Source organism: Burkholderia sp. E168m15 (assembly GCF_016586105.1).
Taxonomy (GTDB): domain Bacteria; phylum Pseudomonadota; class Gammaproteobacteria; order Burkholderiales; family Burkholderiaceae; genus Burkholderia; species Burkholderia orbicola.
In genome coordinates this window covers 23,629-46,844 of record NZ_BCPO01000175.1, presented here as the reverse complement: position 1 = coordinate 46,844, position 23,216 = coordinate 23,629, and the positions used below count along the sequence as shown (strand labels likewise).

Genomic DNA, 23,216 nt, shown 5'->3' with positions numbered 1-23,216 from the left:
GCGTCGCGACGGGGGGGCGGCGCGGGGCGTGAAAGACGACGGACTTCGATGAAACTGCGATGCAGTCTAGACTGCTTGATTTTTGAGCGCAAGCGGGGAAATACGGGAGGGGCGGCGGATTGAGAGAAGATCGAAACCGAGAGGCGAGGCGATGCTCAATTGTGAGATTTTCCAGGAATTTTCGGGTGTTTACCCCGCGCGATCCATACCTGACACAGAATGCGCTTTCCGAATGTTAACGAGAGGAAGTGATCTACACCGGTCACCACGGCGATGAGTTTCCCGCAGTTCCATCGAACCTACCGGCAATGCGACCTATACTGCGATGGAATTTTTCAACACCAATATCGCGCTTCAAGATGTAAGATATAGCTTACATTGAAGAGCACCCAACCTTCGTCGGGAGGTCGCCATGCAACTCTATGAAATCGGACAGGCCGTCGCAAAACGGCGGGCCGAACTCGACCTCACGCAGGCGCAACTTGCCAAGCTCGCCGGGTTGTCTCGCCTTACCGTCAACCAGCTCGAATCCGGCAAGGTCAAGGATCTCGGTATCAACAAGCTCATCCCGTTGCTCAGTGTGCTCGGCATTGAACTTCTGGCACTGCCGCGACAGGCTCAAAACGGTCTTTACAAAGCCGTCGTGAGCGCGAACGTCAGCTACAAGGGTGAACTGACCGAACGACTGCTGGCCGATGCGTTGACCACGGGACGAATTCCGGAGGGGTACGAATCACAGTTCTCCGTCATCCTCGACGAAGTGCCGCTGCCTGTCGTGGTGAAGGCGGCCGAGGAAGCCGCCGAGCGCTCGGGCACCCCGCTTCGGACTATCTGGAAAAATCTTGCCGCTTGGTCGAAGGACCTTCATCTGTATCGGGAAGTATGGGCATGACCGTACCATCCACTTTGCCCGACGGCCCGTGGCAGGGTCTTTTTCGCCACGCACTGACACTGATCGAAGAGATACGGAAGCACGGCACGTCGAGTCCGTTCTGGACATTTGGCGGAGGCACCGTCCTCATGCTGCGCCACGGCCATCGCGTCAGCAAGGACGTCGACATCTTCGTACCCGATCCGCAGTATCTCGGGTACGTGAACCCTCGCATCAGCGATGCCGCGTCCGACATCACGCCGAATTATGAGGAACACGCCGGGTTCGTGAAGCTGATGCTGCCCGACGGCGAAATCGACTTCGTGGTCTCCCGGAATCTGACGTCTCCCGGCTACGACGAATGGATGCTGATGGATCGCGTCGTCAAGGTCGAGACTTCCGCGGAAATCGTCGCCAAGAAAATGTGGCACCGCGGCGATCGTCCGACCGCCCGGGACCTGTTCGATCTGTGCCTGGTCATCGAGCGGGAGCCGGAAAGCCTGATGGACGCCGGTGCGTTCCTCGTTCGGCATCGCGACACGTTTCTGCGTCTGCTCAACGAGCATCGTGCCTTCGTTCAACCGCGCTTCGACGACATCCGGACACTCGGCTACACGCCGTCGTTCGACTATTGTGTTGAACTCGCCGACGCATTCCTGCGAAAACTCCCCGGCGGCACGCCGGAACCCAAATCGCGCCGCCGCTAAACCTACTGCGCCCCGCCACCAGCCCGCTCGTTCGCCCCATACCCGCCGTCGCGCGGGCGGCAGCGGCGTCACGCCGTTCGATCCGCACGTCCCGTTCGCCGCGTCGTCGAGCACGACCGCGTTCGGCCGCCGGAATCCACGCGGTGCAGCGATAGCGGATCGGGCTGCGCAGATCGGCGCTGTGCGCGAGCGTCATCCATTGGATGTCGTCTGGCGCCTCAAAATCCCGCCAAACACCACTCCCAAGTCCGGCGAAACCGCGATTGCCCGCGATGTCCGGCCATGTTAAAAGTCATCGCACGCATTTGAAAATGAAATGCCCGAATCCACAGAAGTGCAGAAATGAATAGACCCCTGTTCGACATCGACCTGCTGCGCGCGCTCGTGATGGTCGCCGATTGCGGCAGTTTCACGACCGCTTCCGCGCGCCTGCATTCGACACAGTCGACGGTCAGCCAGAAGGTGCGCCGGCTCGAGGAAATCGCCGGCCACCGCCTGCTCGATCGCGGCGCGCGCGACGTGCGGCCGACCGACGCGGGCGTGACGGTGCTCAGCTATGCGCGACGCATGCTCGCGCTGAACGACGAGATGCTGGAGGCGCTGTCGGGTGCGACGGTCGCGCTGACGATCCGGCTCGGCGTACCCGACGATTTCGCCGCGGGCCGCACGACGCATGCGCTCGCGGCGTTCAAGCGCGAGCATCCGCAGGTGAAGCTCGAAGTGACGTGCGGGCTGAGCCGCGACATCAGCGCCGCGTACGATCGCGGCGAACTCGACCTCGTGCTGATCAAGCAGCGGCGCGACAGCCGCGAGGCGGTCGTGCGCTGGCCGGAGAAGCTGCGCTGGATCGACAGCGCGAAGCATCCGTCGATCAATCTCGACCCGGTGCCGATCGTCGTGTTCCCGCCGCGCGGGCTCTATCGCGACGACATGATCAAGGCAATCGAGGAGCGCGGCCGCCGCTGGCGGATCAGCTTCACGACGTCGAGCCTGAGCGGCATCCAGGCGGCCGTCGCGGACGGGCTCGGCATCAGCGTGCTGCCCGCGCGCGTGGTGACCGACGAGCACGTGGTGCTGACCGCGAAGCAGGGCTTCGCGCCGATCGAGCACATGGACATCGCGATCCTGCACCGGCCGACGGCCGACCCGATGGTCAGCGCGTTGACGAAGGCGCTTGCGGCGATGCTGGAACTCGAAGAGCGGTAGGCGAAGCGGATTGCAAACGGAAGCGGCGCACAGGGGCGCCGCGCACTACACGCATCAGAACAATCAGAACAATCAGAACATCGTATTGCCGTTCGCCGCCTGCTCGGGCACCGGCTGGTTGACGTCCCAGTGTTCGACGATCTTGCCGTGTTCGAGCCGGAAGATGTCCATGATCGCGCTGCCGCGCGTGCCCGGTTCGCGCACCGCGTGCACGTGCAGGATCACGTAGTCGCCATCGACGAACGAGCGCTTGATCTCGCTGTGCGACTGCGGATATTTATCGCGCAGGAACGCGACGAACTTGCGGAAGCCGTCGCGACCATCGGCCGCGTTCGGGTTGTGCTGCACGTAGCGATCGCCGACATACGCGAGCGCGGCGTCCGCATCCTTCTCGTTCAGCCCTTTCTCGTAGAACGCGAGCACCGTGCGCCGGTTGGCTTCCTGCTGCGCGTCGGCCGGGCCGGCCGCCACCGCATGCGCGGCCGTCACGGCGAACAGGGCCGCCGCCATCCATCGTGCGGCCCGTGCCGCGGTCGTGCGTCGCATCGTCGTCTCCCGGAAATCCGGCTGAAAACCGGATCATACCGGGGCGACGCGGCGCTCAGACCAGCGCGCCGTTGCGCGCGACGATTTTTCCGGACGACACGACGAGCCGCCGCACCGGCCGAGCGACGACGGCCTCGGCGAACGTCAGCGCATCGACGAGCACGACGTCCGCGCGGCTACCCGGCTGCAGTCCGTAATCCGCGAAACCGCAGCCGCGCGCCGCGCCGTGCGTCACGCAATCGAGCGCGACTTCGAGCGCATCGTCGCGGCGGAAATCATTGCGCATGCCGATCAGCATCGCGCGTTCGAGCATGTCCGGCGAGCCATACGGCGTCCACGTGTCGCGCACGCCGTCGTTGCCGCCGATCACGGTCACGCCCGCCGCACGGCATGCGGCCACCGGCGGCACCGGCACCGCGGCCGGCGCGGTCGTGACGATCGCGACGCCAAGTTCGGCCATCCGCGCGAGCAGCGCGTCGCGCTCGCGTTCGGCGAGATCGCCAAGACAGAAACCATGGCTGATCGTGACCTTGCCGTGCATCCCGTGCGCCGCCGTGCGCTGCAGGATCAGGTCGAGCGAGTACGCGCCCATCGACCCGCGCTCGTGCAGATGGATATCGAGCCCGCGGCCGTGGCGTTCGGCGATCGCGAACAGCACGTCCACCGCCTCGACCGGATCGCCTTCGATCGCGCACGGATCGAGCCCGCCGAGCAGGTCGGCACCAGCGCGGAGCGCGTCGGACAGCAGCACATCGGTGCCCGGCCGCTTGAGCACGCCCGATTGCGGAAACGCGACGATCTGGATCTCGACCTGCCCGCGCAGCGTCTCGCGCGTCGCGAGCACGCCGTGCAAATGGCGCAGCCCGGCTTCGGTATCGACGTCGACGTGCGTACGGATGCGCGTCGTGCCGGCCGCGAGGAACGCGCGCGCCAGCGCGAGCGACGCGGCACCCGCGTCGTGGCCGCTCGTCGCGCGATAGTGGCGTTCGTTCTCGATGCGGTCGACGAGGCGCGGGCCGACCTGGTTGCGATACCACGGCATCCCCCAGTGGGTCTTGTCGAGGTGGGTGTGGCCCTCGACGAGGCCAGGCAACGCCAACGAGAGCGCACCGTCCTCGATCGCGCAGCCGGCGGGCGCATCGAGCGCCGGGCCGACCCGCGCGATGCGATCGCCTTCGATCAGGATATCGAGCGCCGCGTCGGCGCTCGTGCGGACATTGCGGATCAGCAGGTTCGTCATGTCGGTTCCAGTCGGGTCGGTCAGTGCAACGCAGGCACGGCGCGGGCCGTGCCGCCGGTCGAGTGGGTCAGCGCGTGAAGCGCAGCGACGGCGCGAACGGTGCGTCCGTATCGCTTTCGCCGCGGCGGAATACCCAGCGTTCGGCCGGCACGCCGGCGACGGCCGCCGCCGCGTTCGGCGCACGCACCGCGACGAAGCTCGCGTCGCAGCCGACCGCGATTCCATAGTTCTCCTTGCCGATCGCGCGCGCGCCGGCGTGCGTCGCCATGTCGAGTGCGATGCCGAGCTCTTCGTCCGTGTAGAAGCCCGACCGGTAGCCGACCATCATCGCACGCTGCAGCATGTCGCCGTTGCCGTACGGCCACCACGCGTCGCGAATGTTGTCGTTGCCCGCGAACACATGCACGCCCGCGTCGCGCAGCCGTTGCACCGGCGGAAACGCGCAGTCGCCCGGCGCATTCGTCAGGATCGACACGCCGGCTTCGGCCAGTGCCGCAGCGGTGCGCTGCACGTCGTCGTCGCTCACCTGGCCGAGCGCGTATGCATGGCTCACGTTCACGCGCCCGGCGAGCCCGGCCGAGCGCGTGCGCGCCGCGATCCGCAGCAGTTGCGCGATGCCCGTGTCGCCCGGTTCGTGCAGGTGAATGTCGATTTTCGCGCCGCGCTTCTCGGCGATGCCGAACACGATGTCGAGCTGACCATCCGCGTCGCCGTCGAGCGTCGTCGGGTCGATCCCGCCGACCACGTCGGCGCCTTCGCGCACGGCCGCGTCGAGGATCTCGGCGGTGCCCGGGCAGGTGATCACGCCGGCCTGCGGAAACGCGACCAGTTCGATGTCGACGATCCCGCGCCATTGTTCGCGCGCGGCCATCACGGCGTGCAGGTTCGACAGGCCCGTCGTCGCATCGACGTCGACGTGGCTGCGCATCGCGATCGTGCCGAACGCGGCGGCCTGCGCGATCAGCGCATTCGCCCGCTCGACGGTAGGCGGCGCGGCCGCGAGCTGGCGCTTCTCGACCGCGAGCCGCTCGCGCAGCGAGCCGACCGGTTCGTGCGGCACCCAGCGATCGCCGACGAAGCTCTTGTCGAGATGGATGTGGCCGTCGACGAAACCGGGCAGCACGACGCGGCCGTCGAGGTCGATCGTCTGCGCGCCGGGCGCGGCTGTGCAATCGGCGCCGATCGCGGCGAAGCGGCCGTCGCGGACGACGAGGTTGACGAGCTGGCCGCCGGCGTCGCGGGCGTTGATGAAGAGTCGTTCGGTCATGGCTTCGAATGTGGGGCGGTCGCGGCGCGACACCGGCGCGGATCGAGGAAGGACCGCGGCCGGCGCGGCGCGACCGTTGGCAGGGAATCCGGCCACGATATCGAACGCTGCCGCCCGAGGCCAATTAAATGTCGCGATGCCGCGCATTCGATTTCGCGATGCGCGGCGCGGAAGCCTGCCGGGCCGGGCGCGACGGGGGCGCGATCGTCGAGGAAATGGCCGAAATGTCTTCGGCAATGCACGGGTCGCGTCGTCGGCACGCGTGCGCCGGGAAGCCGCGCCATGTCCTTGCCGCGCACGGCTTCGACGCCCCGCCCCACCGGGGATTTACGCGGCAACAGACTTTACACGTTGTTACCCGGCCGCACCGGACGCGCATCCGGCCATTCCTTATACTCACGCCGAGTTCGCCACCCATCACGGGAATCCATCGGCGGACACGTTGCCGATGCAGGAATCATCATGATGCGCATGCCTTCCACGAAGACCGTTCTGTTCGCCTCGCTCGTCGCCGTGGCGGCGCTTCCGCTCACTGCCTGCGTCGCGCCGGGCTACTACGGCGCACAGCCGGGCTATTCGCAACAGCAGCAATACGCGACGCCCGGCTATGGGCAGCCCGCGTACTCGCAACCGGGCTACGTGCAGCAGCAACCGGCGTATCCGAACCAGGCGCCGCAGCCGTACGATCAATACGGCAACCCGTCGCAATACGGCTCGCAGCCGTATGATCAGTACGGCAATCAGCAGCAATACGCGACCCCGTACGGCACGCAGTACGGCACCGTGTCGAACATCCAGCCGGTCAACGGCTCGGTCGCCCCGTCAGGCATCGCCGGCACCGTCGTCGGCGCGCTGGTTGGCGGCCTGGTGGGCAACCAGTTCGGCCGCGGTCACGGCCGCGATGCGGCGACCGTGATCGGCGCGCTCGGCGGGGCGGTGGCGGGCAACCAGATCGGCCAGCAGATGGGCGCCGCGCAAGGCCCGAGCAGCTACCGGATCGACGTGCAGGTGAGCGACGGCTCGATGCGCTCGTTCGACGTGCAGTCGCCGGGCAACCTGCGTCCGGGCGACCGGGTGCAGATCAACGGCAATCAACTGTCGCGCTATTGATGCCGCTGGCGTGCGCGTGAATTGATCGCGCGCACGTCGCCGGTTTGACGTCGGGCGCCGGTGCGGCGCGACGGCGCACGCGCTTTACACCCCTTACGCGCGCCCTCCTTGATCGCGGCACGACGCGCCGCCATCCCTGTCTTCTCCGTTCACGATCGTGCCCGCTACCCCTGCGACGCACCGACCATCGCTCCGCGACATCCGGATTCCTATTACGATAAGGGCGATGCATCCCGCGACCGCAGCAGCGGCGCGCCGGCATGCACGGCCCACAACCGGAATGCTGCCGATGACGATAAAGATCACGATCCGCCTGCTTGACGCCGCCGATGCGGCGCAGTTCCAGACCGTCCGCCTGCGCGCGGTCGACACCGCGCCCACGTCCTTCCTGCCGACGCTCGACGAGGAATCGCAGGTGCCGGTCGACGAATTCGCGAAGCGCCTCACGCCGACGCAGGCACAGGCCGTGTTCGGCGCGTTCGACGGCGACACGCTCGTCGGCATCACCGGTGTACGCCGCGACGCGCGCACGAAGATCGCACACAAGGCGACGATCTGGGGCGTGTACGTCGATGCCGCGTATCGCGGGCAACGCATCGCGCAGGCGCTGCTCGACAGCGCGACCGGGCATGCGGCGAACGCGTGGGGATGCAAGCAACTGATGCTGTGCGTGAACGACGTCAACCGTACCGCGGAGCGGCTCTATGCATCGCAGGGGTTCGTGCGGTTCGGCACGGAACCGCGCTCCCTGTTCGTCGATGGCCGCTTCTACGACGAGCACTACATGGTGAAGACGCTGGCGTAGCGTATTCGCGTTCGCGTGCAGGTACCGGCCGGCCGCACGCGAACGTCGTGGCGCATTACCTCATCTCATCGCTTATCGGCGATCGTCGTGTTGACAACCTGCCCGGCGATCGTCGCTTGCGTCGGCGTCATCGCGCTCACGCTGAACGCGTAGATCAGCCCTGGCGTCGTGACCGTCACGTTCTGCACGATCGGCGCTCGCGTGCGCACCGCATCGTTCGCCAGTTGGTAGTCGCAGTCGAATGTGACGATGAAGGCGTGGCGCGTTACCCGCTGCGAGGCGGGTGATCGGAGAGAGAAAGATGAACGACGACGATGGGCGCCATGGGCATGCCATGTGGGTAAGGGTATCGACGCGCCGGGCTATGGGATCACATTTATACGTCGTCGTACCATGCCGCACAGTCTGCGCACGCCTGGCACGGAACACGCGTCCGTTGCTTATCCAGCTTTCACGCACATAATCAGCTATATGTGAGCACACACTCACATATTATCGCCCCCGCTCTGAGAGATATGTTGTCGTATGTTTATGCGCAAAAACTTCAATTAAATCGCCTCGGCCGCCCCTATCCGCCACGGCGATTTCCCTGCTCGCCAGCCTCCGTCGGCTCGCCTCGGTCATTCCGCCTTTGGTCAGCCCCGCAGCCCAGGAATTGCCTCTGCCTTCCCGCCACGGAATCGACCTCATCCGCCCCTGCTCCGCTACACCGCCTTCAACGCGCGCCGCGCCACCTCCGCGAAATACCGCGCGCCCACCGGCAAAATCTCGTCGTTGAAATCGTACGTCGCGTTGTGCAGCGGCACGCCGCCCTGCCCGGCCGCTTCGCCGTTGCCGATGAACACGAAATTGCCCGGCACCGCCTGCAGGAACGCGCCGAAATCCTCAGAAACCATCATCGGCTGCACGTTGGCGTTCACCGCGTCGGCGCCCACGATATGCGCGGCGGCCTGCACGGCCGTGTCGACCCATTCCGGCGAATTCACCGTCGGCGCGAACTCGTGCGTGTAGTCGAACGTGCAGGTCGCGCCATGCGTACGGCAGATCCCTTCGCTGATCTCGCGCATCCGCGTTTCCAGCAGCGCCTGCACGTCGCGCGAATAGCTGCGCGTGTCGCCCTTGATCGTCACCGTCGACGGCAGCACGTTGCGCAGCCCGTCGGTGACGAATTCCGTGCAGGAGATCACCGCCTGCTGGCCCGGATCGAGATTGCGCGACACGATCGTCTGCAGCGCGAGCACGATCTGCGAACCAATCACGATCGGATCGATGCCCATGTGCGGACGCGCCGCATGCGTGCCGCGCCCGTCGATCCGGATCACGAAGTTGTCCTCGCTCGCCATGATGCCGCCCGCACGCGTCGCGAACGTGCCCGCGCGCATGCCCGGCATGTTGTGCGCGCCGAAGATCGCATCGACCGGAAAGCGCTCGAACAGCCCGTCGGCCATCATCGCCTTCGCGCCGCGGCCGTGCTCTTCCGCCGGCTGGAAAATGAAGCGCACCGTGCCGTCGAAATCCTTGCGCTCGGCCAGCAGTTGCGCGGCGCCGAGCACCATCGACATGTGGCCGTCGTGCCCGCACGCATGCATCTTGCCCGGCGTGCGCGACACGTGTTCGCGGCCCGGCGCGTGCTCGGCGATGTTCAGCGCGTCCATGTCCGCGCGAATGCCGATCGCGCGCTGACCGGTGCCCGCCGTCAGGTTCGCGACGAGCCCCGTGCCGCCGATGCCGCGATGCACGTCGAGCCCGAGCGTCGTGAGAATCCGCGCGACGTAGTCCGACGTATTCACTTCTTCGAAACCCGTCTCCGGATACTGGTGCAGATGGCGGCGCCAGGTTTTCAGCTGCCCCTGCAGCGTGCTTTCTGCCGTTGCGTCGATTGCGTCCATTGCGTTTGCCTCGTCGGTCGTCATGTCGGTCGTCACGTCGTTCAAGCCGCCACCGCCACGCGGCTCAGCCAGTCGCGCTGCCGCGCGAGCACCGCGGCGGCCGTCTCGCCGACGCAATCCCGGTACACGGACGGCGCGGTCGCCCCTTCCGTGTTGATCGCCAGCACGCGCGCATTCGCGTCGAGTCCGACCTGCCGCGCAAGCGCCGGGTCGCGCATCAGCACGTCGAGCCCCGCCACGCCGGCCGCGCCCGATTCGCCGGCGACGAGCGGCACGTCGCGTTCGCTGCCGGCCGCGAGGCCGCGCATCGTCTGCACCGCGTCTTCATCGTCGATCAGCATGAAGTGGTCGATGCACATCTCGAGGAAATCCCACGCGAGCGGCGACGCCTCGCCGCACGCGAGCCCGGCCATCACCGAATCGACGCTGCCGCTCGCCTTCGTCGCGCGCCCGGCCAACGCGCTCTGGTACAGGCAATCGGCTTGGCGCGGCTCGACGACGACGAAGCGTGGCCGCTGCACGCCGTCGCGCTCCCACAGGTAACTCGCGACGCCCGCGGCGAGGCCGCCCACGCCGCCCTGCAGGAACACGTGCGTGAACGGCCGCCCGTCGTCCTCCGCCGCCTGCGCGACCGCTTCGGCGGCGATCACGCCGTAGCCCTGCATCACGTCGCGCGGAATCGCTTCGTAGCCGTCGTACGACGTATCCGACACGACGTACCAGCCGTTCGCCTGCGCGAGCTGCGCCGCGCAGACGACCGATTCGTCGTAGTTCCCCGCGATGCGCACGATTCGCGCGCCGTACGCCGAGATCGCGCGTTCGCGCTCGGCGTCGACGTTCGCGTGCAGCACGATCACGCAGCCGCAGCCGATCGCGCGCGCGGCGGCGGCCAGCGCGCGGCCGTGATTGCCGTCGGTCGCGCTGATCACCGTCAGGTCGGCCAGCTCGGACGCGTAGCGGCCAGTGACGAGCCCCTGCGGATCGAGTGCCTGCGAGCGCCGCAACCGCTTCACGAGCCGCACCAGCGCGATCGGCGCGCCGAGCGCCTTGAAGCTGCCGAGCGGCGAGCGGCACGACTCGTCCTTCACGCTGACGCTCGCGACGCCGAGCCGCGCGGCCAGATCGGGCAGCGCCCGCAGCGGCGTGCGCGCGTTCCCGACGAGCGGCCAGTGCGCGAGCCACGCACCGCTCTCGTCGGCCGACGCGATGTTCATCACGCGGCGCAGCGCGTTCGGGTAGGCGGTGCGCGACGCGCGCGGGTTGGCGATCAGCATGGCGAAAGGCTCCGGATCGGGACCGCGCAGGCGGGCGGTCAGGTGAGACAGATGGGTCGGGGCAGGCAGGCGCGCATTGCGCTTGTCGCCCGTTGGAAAAATAATATTGCGCATGCCGGTGAATGAAATCGCCAAATCGACCGCTCCGACGCAAAAATTTCTCATTCTTTCGAGGTTTCACGCACCATCATGACGACCCCTCTCGATGCGTTCGATCGCAAGCTGTTGATGGAACTCCAGCGCGACGCGCAGACGCCGCAGGCCGAGCTCGGCGCGCGCGTCAACCTGTCGACCGCCGCGGTGAACCGGCGGCTGCGGCGCCTCGCGGAAGATGGCGTGATCGAGCGCTACACGGCCGTCGTCGCGCCGGACAAGGTCGATCATCCGCTGACGATCGTCGTGAACGTCGAGGTCGAAAGCGAGCAGATCGACCAGCTCGATGCGATGAAGCGCACGTTCGAGCGCTGCCCGCAAATCCAGCAGTGCTACTACGTGACGGGGGAATGGGATTTCGTGCTGATCCTCGCGGTGCGCAACATGGATCAGTACAACGCGCTCACGCGCGAGCTGTTCTTCGCGAACAACAACGTGAAGCGGTTCAAGACGCTGGTCAGCATGAGCCGCGTGAAGGTCGGGCTCGACGTGCCGGTCGATGCCGGCGAGTGAATGCGGCGATGAAACAGCCGGCGCACGACAACGTGCGCCGGCCGTTTCCCATCGACGGTTACCTCAACGACAACTGAAGCTCGCCGCCGAGTTCAGGTCGCCCGAACCGTTGTAGCGCGCGACCTGCGGATACGGGCACAACGGACGCGTGCGGCCCGCGCCCCAAGACGTCGGCACGTCCGCATTCGGCACCGCGTTCGTCGTATCGCGCGCGGTCGCCACGACCGCCGCGGGCGCCTGCCCCTGTTCGACCCACGCGACGAGCGGCGTCAGCATGTCGAACTGATCGGCGGTCGGGCCGCCCGAGCAGTGGTTCATCCCCGGCACCGGATAGAAGCGAGCAAAGCTCGACGCATCGCCGCCGTTCGCCTGCGCGACCTGCGCGTACCAGTCGCGCGTGTCGTTGAACGAGAACACCGGGTCGCCCGTGCCGTGATAGACGAGCAGCTTCGCGCCGCGCGACTTCAGCGCGGCGAGGTTCGTCTCGTCGGGCGGCGTCATGAACGACCACGACGATTGCGTGTAAGTGCCGTTCGTCGCGAAAATCGCCGGCGCATCGTTGTCCATGTCGAAACCGAGCGCGAAACCGGGCAGGTTCGCGAGCGCCGCGGCGGTTTTCGGCGGCGTCATGAACGTGAACGCCATCGCGGCCGGATCGAGCGTGATGGAATTCGACTGCTTCCACCCGGCCCAGCCTGGGCCCGAGATGCCCGGATCGTACGGAAAGCTCGCGTACAGCGCCGTGCCCGCGCTGTTGCGCGCACCGGTGAACACGTTCTCCAGCGCGGTTTTCTGCGCAGGCGTCAGGCACGATCCGGTGCGCGTGCCGTTCGCGCAGGTCGGGATGTCCGTGTCGACGCTGAAATGCGCCTGGCACGCGGCGACGTCCTGCACCATCCCGTCGGCCGCGCCATCGAGCGCATCGCATTTTTCGAGAATCTTCGCGCCGACGAACTGGCGTTCCGCATCGTTGAAACCGCTGCGGATGTCCGGCAACCCGTTCGTTCCGGTGGCCGACGCGATCTTCGCGAACTGCTGGGCGCCATACATCTCCCCGATCGCCGCCTTCGGCAGATGGAAGCCCGGATCGCCCGCGATGATGCCGTCGTAGTCGGCCGGGTTGCGCACCGCCGTGACCATCGCGTGACGGCCGCCGTTCGAGCAGCCGCCGAAATAGCTGCGATCGGGCGCCTTGCCGTACGCGAGCCGGATCACCTGCTTCGCCATCGGCGTCAGCGCGTCGACGGCGCCGTAGCCGTAATCGATCCGCGCCTGCGGATCGAGACCGAACAGCGGATTCTGCGCGGCGCTGTGCCCGGAATCCGAGCTGATCACCGCGAAGCCCTGATTCAGCGCGTTGGTCAGCGGCCCGCCGCCGCCGATCTCGCCGGTCGCGGTCACGACGTTGCCGTCGAGCCCGCCGTTGGCCTGGTAGAAGAAGCGGCCGTTCCACGCTTTCGGCAAACGCATCTCGAAGCCGATCGCATAGGTGTTGCCGTCCACCCCGCTCACGCGCTGGTTCATCTTGCCTGCGATCACGCAGTGCTCGGCGACCGGCTTGCCGGCCACCGTCAGCGTGCCGGCCGCGGCGGTCGTCACCGACGTGAACGACGTGTTCGCATACGCGAGCTTCGCGGCGAGCGCGTCGCAGGTCTGCGCCATCGTGGCCGGCGTCGCGGCGCTCAGGTGCGTGGGCGGAGCGCTGATCGAATCGTCGCCGCCGCAACCGGCGAGCAGGGCAGCGGCGGACAACGGCGCAATACAGAGGAATGCAGATTTCCTGTTCAAGATAACTCCCGTTGGGTTCGTCACGCCGGTGAATCAGAACATGTGCCGCATGCCGACCATCGCGCCGAGCTGCCCCATCCCCGCGCCGGGTGTCGTGCCGGGCCCGCCGCCGCTGACCGAATAGCGTGCATGCTCGCTGTTCCACAGATACGACGATTGCGCGTAGACGGCCGTGCGCTTGGTCAGCAGATAGGTCGCGCGCAGCGTGGCCATCGTCGCGCGCGTGTCGTGCGCGCTGTTGACGATCCGGTAGCCTTCGCCGTCGACGATGAAATCGGGCTTCACCGCATACGACGCGCCGACGAAGAACAGGTCGGAATGCGCGCCCGCCGCGGCCGGCGAGCCGGTCGACACGCGCCGCCCGATCCAGCCCGCGCCGATCTTCGCGCCGGCCGCCTGCGCATACGCGCTCACGTGCGTGCGCGCATCCTTGCCGCCGCTGCTGGTAAAGGGAACGGGCGCCACGCCGTCGAAGAAGTTGGCGGCCGCGCCGGTGCCGCCGCGCTGTTCCTCGTACGACGCCGCCGCACCGAAGTACGCGCTGTCGTACTTGAGCATCACCGACCAGTTGCGGCACTGCACCGCGTCGCCCGGCACCTGCCCCGCGCACGTGCCCTGCCCCGGCGAATTGCCGGTGCCCGCGCCGTCGCGGCCGAACGAATAGGCGGCGCCGAGCGTCACGCCGCGATACGTGCCGAGGTAGGTCACCGCGTTGTCGGCACGGCCGTTCGGCACGTACGCGTCAAACGAGCCGAGCCCGTAGATGTCGGGGCCGATGATGTCCGCGCCCTGCAGCGCGAGGTACGTCATCGTGTACTGGCGGCCGAACGCGAGCGTGCCGAAGCCGCTCTTCAGCCCGACGAACGCCTGCCGCCCGAACAGCCGGCCGCCCTGCCCGAGATCGCCGCCGCGCACGTTGAAGCCGCTTTCGAGCGTAAACACCGCCTGATAGCCGCCGCCGAGATCCTCGGTGCCGCGCAGCCCCCAGCGCGACGGCAGCTCGCCCGTCACGCCCGGCATCCGCACCACGTGATCGCCGGCCGCGTTCGCGTGCGACACGAATTCGACGCCCGTATCGATGATCCCGTACAGCGTCACGCTCGACTGCGCGTGCGCGCCCGGCGCGGCGAGTGCGCAGCACGCGCCGGCGGCCAGCAGGCCGTTCCTTGTCTTCGTCTTCATTTCGTTGCGTCTCCAGACCATGTTGAATCGCGCGCTCTGACGGCGCGCATTGAAAAATCGAACCCTCAGTCGCCCGCTTGCGGGCGGCGAATCAGCACGAACGCAGCGAAAGCCGCGACGAGCGTGACCGGGATGCTCGCGCCGATCACGACCGGCGCGCTGCGGCCCGCGGCCAGCAGCGTCGCGGCCGCGAGCGGCCCGACGACGGAGCCGAGCCGGCCGACCGCCACCGCCGCGCCGACGCCGGTGCCGCGCATCGCGGTCGGGTAGTAGATCGCCGCGAGCGCATACAGCACCGACTGCCCGCCGACGACGAACATCCCCGCCGCGAACGCGGCGGCCGCGAGCGACCCGAAACCCGGCGCGGCCGCGAGCGCGGCCAGCGACAGCACGATCCCGACGTACATCCCGCCGACCACGCGCGACGCGCGCATCCGGTCGAGCGCCGCGCCGATGCCGAGCGCGCCGAGCCCCGCGCCGACGTTGAACGCGATCTGCACGAGGCCGACGTGCGCGCGGTCGAGCCCGCGCGAGGCCATCAGCGACGGCAGCCAGTTCAGCAGGAAGTAGAGGACGATCAGCGTGCAGAAGTAGCTGACCCACAGCGCGACCGTCGACGTCGTGCGGCCGTCGCCGAATAGCGTGCGGGCGACGCTCGCGCGCGCGGCCTGCGTGCCGGCGACGTCGAGATACGCGCGCGATTCCGGCAGGAACCACACCAGCAGCGGCACGAGCAGCAGCGGCCCCACGCCGCCGACGTAGAAGATGTGCCGCCATTCGGTGTCGCCGGCGAGCAGCACGCCGATCACCGATGCGATCACGCCACCGAACGGGATTCCGCAGTACATCGTCGCGACCGCGCTGCTGCGCGAGCGCGGCTCGACCGCTTCGGACGACAGCGCGATCAGGTTCGGCATCGCGCCGCCGAGGCCGATGCCGGTCAGCACGCGCACGACGACGAGCATCGCGAACGTCGATACCTGCGCGGTCGCGATCGACAGCAGCCCGAACAGCACGACCGATGCGATCAGCACGCGCTTGCGGCCGATCCGGTCGGCGAGCCGCCCGCCGAGCATCGCGCCCGGCAGCAGCCCGAAGGTACCCGCGCTGAACGCGATGCCCATCTGCGACACGGTCAACCCGAATTCGCGCGCCATCCGCGGCGCGGCGACGCCGACCGACTGCAGGTCGAGCCCTTCGAGGAGTGCGATCGCGAAACACAGCGCGAGCGTGGTCGCGACCGTGGATTTTTCGGCAACGTAAGTGTTCATGTCTCCAGTCCCATGTCTTTGTAGTCGGTCGGCCGTGTAACGACCGCCGCGCGCCACCGCCGGCCAGTGGCGGTTCGGCGCGCGAGGTGTCGTATGAACGGCCGCCTTTATCAGGCAACCTGATTCACTGGCCGAAAGAGCGCCTGCCGGTGTCGTGGCCGGCCGGTCGTTGTGCCTGCTGGTTGCTTACTGCTGTAACTGCTCGCGCGTGCTGCCTACGCGTAAATCACGTCGGGATCGCGCCGCGCCGGGTCGTACAGCGCGTCGATCGTCGCCGCGCGATGCTTCTGCACGGCCGCCTGGTTCAGCGAACCCTTGTCGGTCACCTCGCCGAGATCGAGCGACGGCGGCGTGTCGATCAGCTTGATCCGCGCGACGAACGTCGACCCGCCGCTCGCATTCCGGTTCAACGCAGCCAGCCACGCCGCGAACGCCGCGCGCACGGCCGGCGCGCGCAGCACGTCGGTCACCGAGGCATCCGCGGCGAGCCCTGCCAGCGCCCGGCACGCGTCGACGCGCGGAAACACCAGCAAGCCGATGTCGTCGCGATTGATCCCGGTGACGACCACGTCCTGCACGTACGGCGCACCCGTCGACACCGCATGCGCGCGCAACGGCCCGACGCTCACGAACGTGCCGCTGCTCAGCTTGAAATCCTCGGTCAATCGCCCGTCGAACAGCAGCCCGAGTTCCGGCCGCTCCGGATCGGCAAAGACGCCCGCGTCGCCGCTGCGGTAATAGCCTTCTTCGTCGAACACGTCGCGCGGATCGACGTCCGCGTGCCAGTAGCCGCGCATTACGTTCGGCCCCTTGAAGCGCAGTTCGTGCTTGCCGCCGCACGGCACGAGCTTCGCGTCGCAGCCGGGCGCGGGCAGCCCGATATAGCCGGCGCGCATCAGCGGGCCGGTCGTGAACAGGCACGACGGCGACGCCTCCGTCATCCCGAGGCCGGCCATGATCCGGATACGCTCGCCGCAATGCGCTTCGGTCACGCGGTCGAGCCGGTCCCACGCGGCCTGCGACAGCCCCGCGCCGCCGAAGAAATACAGCTTCACGCGCGAGAAGAACGTGTCGCGCAATTCGGCATCGCGTTCGAGCGCGGCGGTCAGTTCCTCCCAGCCCTTCGGCACGTTGAAGTAGATCGTCGGGGCGATCTCGCGCAAATTGCGCACGGTTTCGTCGAAGCGGCCGGGCATCGGGCGGCCGTCGTCGATATACAGCGTGCCGCCGTTGTACAGCGCGATGCCGAGGTTGTGGCTGCCGCCGAACGTGTGATTCCATGGCAGCCAGTCCACCAGCACCGGCGGCTCGCGCGTGAGTTCCGGCATCGTCTGGCGCAGCATCTGCTGGTTGCTGCACAGCATCCGGTGCGTGGTCGGCACGGCCTTCGGTTGCTTCGTCGAACCGGACGTGAACAGGATCTTCGCGAGATGGTCGGGGCCGATCGCCTCGTGGATCGCGTCGATCGTGCGCGGTGCGGTGGCGAGCAGGCGCGACAGCGGCACCGCGCGATCCTCTGCATCAACATCGGCATCGCGCGCGACGATCAGCGCCGCATCGGCCGGCAACGTCGCGTCGAGCGCCCGCGCGAACGGCGCGCGTTCCGCGACGAACACCGCGCCCGGCCGCAGCACGCCGAGCGTATGACGCAGCTTTCCGTAGTCGGTCGACACCAGCGAATACGCGGGCGAGATCGGCGAGTACGGCACGCCGGCCAGCATCGCCGCGAACATCAACTGCAGGTGCTCGAGATCGTTGCCGGACAGCACCGCGAGCGGACGCTCGGCCGACAGCCCGAGATCGACGAGGCCCTGGCCGAGCGCGCGGGCACGTTCGAGCATCTGCGCATAAGTGATCTCGATCCAGTTCCCGTCGGCGCCGCGCCGCGCGGCCAGCACGCGGTCGGGGTGCGCTTGCGCGCCCCGCACGAGGCAGTCGGTGACGCGCGTCGGGTAATCGCCGAGCGGCTCGCGCGAACGCAGGTACCAGGTACCGTCGTCGGCGCGGCGAATCTCGGCCGCGCCAACGGCGACGGCGGCCGCGCGATAGCGCACGGCGTCGGCGTGTTGACCGACCTGAAGCGGCGCCTTCTCTGCATTCATCGTCGGCTCGCTCATATCGGATAGTGGCGCGGCGTGGTCTGCACGGTGATCCAGCGCAGCTCGGTGAATTCGGCGATCGACGCACGGCTGCCGAAGCGGCCGTAGCCGCTCGCCTTCGTGCCGCCGAACGGCATCTGCGCTTCGTCGTGCACGGTCGGCCCGTTGACGTGGCAGATTCCCGATTCGATCCGTCGCGCGACCGCCATCGCACGTGCGATATCGCGGCTGAACACGCTCGCCGACAGCCCGAATTCGCTGTCGTTCGCCAGCGCGACCGCCTCGTCGTCGCTGTCCGCGCGCAGGATCGCGACGACCGGTGCGAACGATTCCTCGCGATAGAGCCGCATGCCGGGCATGACGCCGTCGACGATCGCGGGCTGCATCGTCGCACCCTCCACACGGCAGCCGAGCGGCAATTGCGCGCCCTGCGCACGCGCATCCTCGACCAGCGACGCCGCGCGCGCGGCGGCCGACGCATCGACCATCGTGCCGAGCGAATGGCCGACCAGCGGATCGCCGGCGATCAACGTGCGCGCCTTCGCGGCGAGCCGTTCGACGAGCGCATCGGCGATCGGCCGCGCGACGATCACGCGCTCGGTCGACATGCAGATCTGCCCCTGGTTGAAAAATGCGCCGAACGCGATCGCGTCGACGGCCGCGTCGAGATCGGCATCGTCGAGCACCAGCACCGGCGCCTTGCCGCCGAGTTCGAGCAGCACGGGTTTCAGGTGCGCGGCGGCGTGGCGCGCGATGATGCGGCCGACGTGCGTCGACCCGGTGAAGTTGATCCGCTTCACGTGCGGATGCGCGATCATCCGCTCGACGAGTTCGGGCGCGTCGGCCGCCGCGTGCGTGATCACGTTGACCACGCCGGCGCCGAGCCCCGCTTCGTCCAGCACCTCGCCGATCAGCGCGTGCACGCCCGGGCACGCCTCGGACGCCTTCAGCACGACCGTGTTGCCGCATGCGAGCGGCATCGCCAGCGCACGCGTGCCGAGGATCACCGGCGCGTTCCACGGCGCGATGCCGAGCACCACGCCGCACGGCACGCGCATCGCGAGCGCGAGATTGCCCGGTACGTCGGACGGGATCACGTCGCCGTCGATCTGCGTCGTCATCGACGCGGCCTCGCGCAGCATGTTCGCCGCGAGCGTCACGTTGAAGCCGAGCCAGCCGGGCGTCGCGCCGGTTTCGGCCACGCCGGTCGCGATGAACGCGTCGATGCGCGCATCCATCAGGTCGGCCGCCTTCAGCAGCCGGCGGCGGCGCTCGGTCGGCGCAAGCGCCGCCCATGCGGGGAACGCGCGGTGCGCGGCGTCGATCGCCGCGTCGGCGTCGGCCACGCCGGCCGCCGGCGCGCGTGATGCGAGCGCGCCGGTCGCGGGGTTGAAGCGGTCGAAGGTGCGCCCGTCGCGGGCGTTGCACCACTCGCCGCCGATCAGCATCCGTCTGTCTGTCATGTCGTCTCCTGCCTTGCCTGTCTCTTGCGATTACGCCGGCGATGATGCCGGCGGCTGCGTCGGCGCTTGTCTCAGCGCTTGTATGCCTGCAGGCCCGGCTTGATCGTCTTGTCGTCGAGGAATTGCTTCAGCCCCTGCTCGCGGCCGCGCTCCGGATCGCGCAGTTGCGCCTGGTCGAGCTTCGCATACAGGTAATCCTCGCACTGTTCCCACGTGAGTTCGCGCGAACGCTTGAAGCCGTGCTTCGCCGCGCGCAGCACGACCGGGTTCTTGTCCATCAGCCGCGCGGCGAGCGCGATCGTCGCGTCGCGCAGTTCGGCGAGCGGCACGCTGCTGTTCACGAGGCCCATTTCCGCCGCCTCCGCGCCGGTGAACGTGTCGCCGGTCATGATGTAGTGCAGCGCGCGACGATGCCCGACCGTGTCCGCCATCGCCTTGCTGACGAGGTTGCCCGGCGGGATGCCCCAGTTGATCTCCGACAGCCCGAACACCGCGTCGTCCGCCGCGATCGCGAGGTCGCACGCGACGAGCGGCGAGAACCCGCCGCCGAAGCACCAGCCGTTCACCATCGCGATGGTCGGCTTGTTGTACATCCGCAGGCGGCGCCACTGCCATTCCGATGCGTCGCGGCGCACTTTTTCCTGCAGCGCGTCGGAGCCGCCGTCGATCTCGCGAAAATATTCCTTCAGATCCATGCCGGCCGTCCACGCGGCGCCCGCGCCGGTCAGCACCAGCACCTTTGCCTCGTCGTCGAACTCGACCGCGTCGAGGACTTCCAGCATCTCCCGGTTCAGCGTCGGGCTCATGGCGTTGCGCTTCTCGGGGCGATTCAGCGTGACCCACGCGATGCCGGCCTCCACTTTCACTTCAACGGTCTGCCAGCGGTTGTCGTACTTGCTCATGTCTGTTCCTGTCGTTCGTTTCCAGTGCGATTCGGTGCGCAGCCTGCATGCTGCGGACGACTTCATTTAATATCAGGCTACCTGATATTGCAAGCGGCACGAGCGCCGGTGTAAACCCGGAGCGGAACGCGGAGAAAGCGCGGGGGAAATCAGGGCGCGGTCGGGCGAACGCCCGATGGCGCGGACGCAGCGAGCGCGGGCCTGGCGGGCCTGCGTCGTGAAAACGGGGAAGCGGTCAGCCGCGCAGGTTGCGCGAGAACAGTTCGAGCGCGCGCTGCACGTGCGCGGCGTCGTCGGCCGAGATGTCGCCGAGCATGCGTGCCTCGACCGGCCGCAGCGCGGCTTCGCATTCGCGCAGCATCGCCGCGCCTGCATCGGTCAGCGTCAGCAGGATGATGCGGCCATGCGACGGGTCGGCTTCGCGCGTGACGAAACCGCGGGCGGCCATCACGCTCATCACCTCGTTCGCCGATTGCGGCGTGATCCACGAGCGCTCGGCCAGCTGCGCGTTCGACGATGCGCCGCGCGCCTCGAGCACCGACAGCGCCGTGTATTGCGCGAGCGTGATGCCGAGCGGCGCGAGTGCGTCGGTCATGTGGCGGCGCAGCAGCCGGTCGAGGCCGCCGATCACGTAGGTCAGGCGCTGCTGCACGCGCGCTTTCGGCTTGTCGCCCGGCATGTGGGCGGCGTCCTTCGCGGCGGGTTTCGAACGGGTGGGCTTGGTCGGGGTGGAACTCATGGCGCGTGCTGGATGGAATTGCGGGCCATCTTACCAGCAGGTCGGGGAGAAGAAAGGCGTGTTCGGGCAGACGGGCAGCCGCCGCGCGTTCGCGCATGCGCGGCGGAGCGCCGGCATGAGCGTGAAGCCCGCCGCGTCAGCGCGATCCCATGGACGGGAACCCGGATGCGGCGGCCAGGCGATCAACCACGCGGCGTGCCCGCGAACCGTGCGGTCGGCAGCCCCACGTGCCGCGTTTGCGCGACGAACACGCCGCCCGCGTGCGCGTCGCTCGCCAGCGCATCGTCGCTCAGGTCAACACGCGCACTCGTCACATACAACCGGCCGTCACCATCAAGCGCCACACAGCTCGGCTGCGCGGTCGGCACTTCAACGCGATCCGTCTCGATCCCGTCCGGCCCATAGCGCACCACGCGCCGCCCACCCCACTGCGCATTCCACAACCCGCCGTCGCGATCGACGATCGAGCCGTCCGGGTCGCCGTCTACATCCGTCAGCCGCGCGAACGGCCGCACATTGGCCACATCGCCACCCGCGCGGTAATCGCACACGAAAATCTCGCGCACCAGCGAATCGCAGAAATACATCTTCGAACCATCCGGCGAGAATCCGATGCTGTTCGCGATCGCGGCCGGCGGCAACGCGAGCCGTTCGAGCGTGAGGTCGGAATTGAGCCGATAGAACCCGCCGACCGCACGCGGCGGCTCGGCGCCTTCGTCCTTCATCCCGAACACGAACGCGCCGGCCCCGTCGCAGCGCCCGTCGTTCAGCCGCGTGGGCAGTTCAGGCTCGACGTCGACGATCCGCGTGAACGCGCCGCTGCGCAGATCGAAAAACGCGAGATGGGTCGCGAGCCCGACCAACAGCACGTCCGGATCGTCGGTCAGCGCGAAGCATGCGAGCCGCTCGGGCATCGCCCATTGCACGAGGTCCGAGCCATCCGCCGGGCAGCGCCACAGCCGCGCGCCTTCGATGTCCACCCAGTACAGGGTGTGCGTCCTGTCGCACCACGTCGCGCCTTCGCCGAGCGTGTTGCGGCTGTCGGCCAGCAGCGTCGCCGACGCGGCCGGATGAGTCTGTTGCATGCCGTCTCCCGATATCTGATCTGTCGCGTTCGCGGGCGGCCGCGCCATCACCGAAGTCAGATCTTCATCGCGCGCCGCTGGTTGCGACGATACTGGTCGAACAGCACCGCGAGCAACAGAATTCCGCCGCGTATCAGATATTGGTAAAAGGTCGGCACGTTCAGCAGACTCATTGCGTCCTGCACGGAGCCCATGATCAGCACGCCGACCAGCACGCCGGAGATCGTCGCGACGCCGCCCGTCAGCGACACGCCGCCGAGCACGCACGCGGAGATCACGCCGAGTTCGAGGCCGACCGACGTCTTCGGATCGCCGAGGCTCATCCGCGACGCGAGCATCACGCCGGCGAAGCCGGTCACGAGCCCCTGCAGCACGAACACCGCGATCTTGATGCGCATCACCGGCAGCCCCGCGAGCAGCGCGGCCTCGCCGTTGCCGCCGACGGCCAGCACGTTCTTGCCGAACACCGTCTTGCGCAGCAGGAAGCCGAACACGACGAAGCCGACGATGTTGCTCCAGATCGGAAACGAGATGCCCAGGAACGACCCGCCGCCGAGATCGAAGAAGCGTTCTTCCGAGATCATCACCGCGTCGCCGTTCGACGTGATGAACGCGAGCCCGCGCACGACTTCCATCATCGCGAGCGTGACGATCAGCGAGTTGATCCGATAGCGCGCGATCAGCACGCCGTTCACGAGCCCGACCGCGCCGCCCGCGAGCACGCCGGCCGCGATCCCGAGCACGACGCTGTGCGTCGCGGTGATCAGCGTCGACGCGACGACACCCGAGAACGCGACGATCGACGCGACCGACAGGTCGACCTCGCCGAGCGCGAGCACGAACATCATCGTCACCGCGATCGAGCCGATCAGCGTGACCGACAGCAGCAGGCCCTGGATGTTGCGCGGCGTGAGGAAGTCCGGCACGGTCAGCGACAGCGTCGCGAACAGCACCAGAAACACCATCACGATGCCGGAGCGGTTGATCAGCTGCCACACGCCGCTGCGTGGTCGCACGGGCGTGGCCGCGGCGGCGGCATCCGGGGACGGGGAAGTACGTTGGGGTTGCATTGCCTGGCTCATATCAGTTCACTTGCTTTCCGGTTG

The 23,216-nt window shown here is 67.9% G+C and carries 20 protein-coding genes and 2 pseudogenes; 6 read left to right on the top strand and 16 right to left on the bottom strand.

What is annotated here, in order from left to right; all coding sequences use genetic code 11:
• Positions 1–412: 412 nt before the first annotated feature.
• Positions 413–892 (top strand): helix-turn-helix domain-containing protein, encoded by a 480-nt coding sequence (locus JMF86_RS27875; protein WP_011548821.1) that lies wholly within the window; start codon positions 413–415, stop codon positions 890–892.
• Complete coding sequence (locus tag JMF86_RS27870) at positions 889–1,578, top strand: nucleotidyl transferase AbiEii/AbiGii toxin family protein (RefSeq protein ID WP_011548820.1); 690 nt, start codon at positions 889–891, stop codon at positions 1,576–1,578. Before JMF86_RS27875 ends, JMF86_RS27870 begins: the two co-directional genes overlap by 4 nt.
• A 115-nt stretch (positions 1,579–1,693) precedes the next feature.
• Here the strand turns inward: JMF86_RS27870 and JMF86_RS35165 are convergent.
• A pseudogene (locus JMF86_RS35165) lies at positions 1,694–1,777 on the bottom strand (ankyrin repeat domain-containing protein); the annotation flags it as partial.
• 143 nt (positions 1,778–1,920) lie between these two features.
• Between JMF86_RS35165 and JMF86_RS27865 the strand changes: the two are divergent.
• The gene (locus JMF86_RS27865; protein ID WP_011548819.1) at positions 1,921–2,784 is read left to right on the top strand and encodes a LysR family transcriptional regulator; all 864 of its coding nucleotides are present in this window, start codon (positions 1,921–1,923) and stop codon (positions 2,782–2,784) included.
• Positions 2,785–2,856: 72 nt separating this feature from the next.
• On the opposite strand, the gene JMF86_RS27860 is transcribed toward JMF86_RS27865, so the two are convergent.
• The 3 genes from JMF86_RS27860 to JMF86_RS27850 form a co-directional block, all read right to left on the bottom strand.
• Positions 2,857–3,330 (bottom strand): nuclear transport factor 2 family protein, encoded by a 474-nt coding sequence (locus JMF86_RS27860; RefSeq protein ID WP_006480256.1) that lies wholly within the window; start codon positions 3,328–3,330, stop codon positions 2,857–2,859.
• Positions 3,331–3,385: 55 nt separating this feature from the next.
• Positions 3,386–4,570 (bottom strand): amidohydrolase family protein, encoded by a 1,185-nt coding sequence (locus JMF86_RS27855; protein ID WP_011548818.1) that lies wholly within the window; start codon positions 4,568–4,570, stop codon positions 3,386–3,388.
• A 67-nt stretch (positions 4,571–4,637) separates the two neighbouring features.
• Entirely contained in the window at positions 4,638–5,837 is a 1,200-nt protein-coding gene (locus JMF86_RS27850) for an amidohydrolase family protein (RefSeq protein ID WP_011548817.1), read from the bottom strand.
• Positions 5,838–6,299: 462 nt separating this feature from the next.
• Here JMF86_RS27850 and JMF86_RS27845 point away from each other — a divergent pair, with 462 nt between their 5' ends.
• Both JMF86_RS27845 and JMF86_RS27840 read left to right on the top strand, forming a co-directional pair.
• On the top strand, positions 6,300–6,947 hold the full coding sequence (locus JMF86_RS27845; RefSeq protein WP_011548816.1) for a glycine zipper 2TM domain-containing protein: 648 nt from the start codon (positions 6,300–6,302) through the stop codon (positions 6,945–6,947).
• Positions 6,948–7,227: 280 nt separating this feature from the next.
• Positions 7,228–7,752 carry a GNAT family N-acetyltransferase gene (locus JMF86_RS27840; RefSeq protein WP_050768812.1) on the top strand — a complete coding sequence of 175 codons (525 nt, stop codon included), beginning with the start codon at positions 7,228–7,230 and terminating at the stop codon, positions 7,750–7,752.
• A 65-nt stretch (positions 7,753–7,817) separates the two neighbouring features.
• On the opposite strand, the pseudogene JMF86_RS27835 reads toward JMF86_RS27840, so the two are convergent.
• The 3 genes and pseudogenes from JMF86_RS27835 to JMF86_RS27825 all read right to left on the bottom strand — a co-directional run.
• Positions 7,818–8,003 (bottom strand): annotated as a pseudogene (locus JMF86_RS27835) (hypothetical protein); the annotation flags it as partial.
• Between the two features lie 453 nt (positions 8,004–8,456).
• Positions 8,457–9,641 (bottom strand): M20 aminoacylase family protein, encoded by a 1,185-nt coding sequence (locus JMF86_RS27830; RefSeq protein WP_011548813.1) that lies wholly within the window; start codon positions 9,639–9,641, stop codon positions 8,457–8,459.
• Between the two features lie 41 nt (positions 9,642–9,682).
• Positions 9,683–10,915: a diaminopropionate ammonia-lyase gene (locus JMF86_RS27825; protein WP_011548812.1), complete on the bottom strand. Its 1,233-nt coding sequence runs from the start codon at positions 10,913–10,915 to the stop codon at positions 9,683–9,685.
• 189 nt (positions 10,916–11,104) lie between these two features.
• Between JMF86_RS27825 and JMF86_RS27820 the strand changes: the two genes are divergently transcribed.
• The gene (locus tag JMF86_RS27820) at positions 11,105–11,581 is read left to right on the top strand and encodes an Lrp/AsnC family transcriptional regulator (RefSeq protein WP_011548811.1); all 477 of its coding nucleotides are present in this window, start codon (positions 11,105–11,107) and stop codon (positions 11,579–11,581) included.
• A 63-nt stretch (positions 11,582–11,644) separates the two neighbouring features.
• Here the strand turns inward: JMF86_RS27820 and JMF86_RS27815 are convergent, their stop codons facing one another.
• The 9 genes from JMF86_RS27815 to araH all read right to left on the bottom strand — a co-directional run bounded on the left by JMF86_RS27815 (position 11,645) and on the right by araH (position 23,192).
• Complete coding sequence (locus tag JMF86_RS27815) at positions 11,645–13,369, bottom strand: tannase/feruloyl esterase family alpha/beta hydrolase (protein WP_011548810.1); 1,725 nt, start codon at positions 13,367–13,369, stop codon at positions 11,645–11,647.
• A gap of 33 nt (positions 13,370–13,402) precedes the next feature.
• The gene (locus tag JMF86_RS27810) at positions 13,403–14,551 is read right to left on the bottom strand and encodes a porin (protein WP_011548809.1); all 1,149 of its coding nucleotides are present in this window, start codon (positions 14,549–14,551) and stop codon (positions 13,403–13,405) included.
• A 65-nt stretch (positions 14,552–14,616) separates the two neighbouring features.
• Positions 14,617–15,822 (bottom strand): 3-(3-hydroxy-phenyl)propionate transporter MhpT, encoded by a 1,206-nt coding sequence (gene mhpT, locus JMF86_RS27805; RefSeq protein ID WP_011548808.1) that lies wholly within the window; start codon positions 15,820–15,822, stop codon positions 14,617–14,619.
• A gap of 215 nt (positions 15,823–16,037) precedes the next feature.
• On the bottom strand, positions 16,038–17,939 hold the full coding sequence (locus tag JMF86_RS27800; RefSeq protein WP_011548807.1) for a feruloyl-CoA synthase: 1,902 nt from the start codon (positions 17,937–17,939) through the stop codon (positions 16,038–16,040).
• Entirely contained in the window at positions 17,936–19,384 is a 1,449-nt protein-coding gene (locus JMF86_RS27795) for an aldehyde dehydrogenase (protein ID WP_011548806.1), read from the bottom strand. The genes JMF86_RS27800 and JMF86_RS27795 overlap by 4 nt, the downstream gene beginning before the upstream one ends.
• Before the next feature lie 71 nt (positions 19,385–19,455).
• Complete coding sequence (locus JMF86_RS27790; RefSeq protein ID WP_011548805.1) at positions 19,456–20,286, bottom strand: p-hydroxycinnamoyl CoA hydratase/lyase; 831 nt, start codon at positions 20,284–20,286, stop codon at positions 19,456–19,458.
• Between the two features lie 235 nt (positions 20,287–20,521).
• Complete coding sequence (locus JMF86_RS27785) at positions 20,522–21,025, bottom strand: MarR family winged helix-turn-helix transcriptional regulator (RefSeq protein WP_011548804.1); 504 nt, start codon at positions 21,023–21,025, stop codon at positions 20,522–20,524.
• A gap of 182 nt (positions 21,026–21,207) precedes the next feature.
• Complete coding sequence (locus JMF86_RS27780; protein WP_011548803.1) at positions 21,208–22,110, bottom strand: SMP-30/gluconolactonase/LRE family protein; 903 nt, start codon at positions 22,108–22,110, stop codon at positions 21,208–21,210.
• 56 nt (positions 22,111–22,166) lie between these two features.
• A complete protein-coding gene (araH, locus tag JMF86_RS27775; protein ID WP_011548802.1) occupies positions 22,167–23,192 on the bottom strand; it encodes an L-arabinose ABC transporter permease AraH in 1,026 nt (341 codons plus the stop codon).
• Positions 23,193–23,216 lie beyond the last annotated feature (24 nt).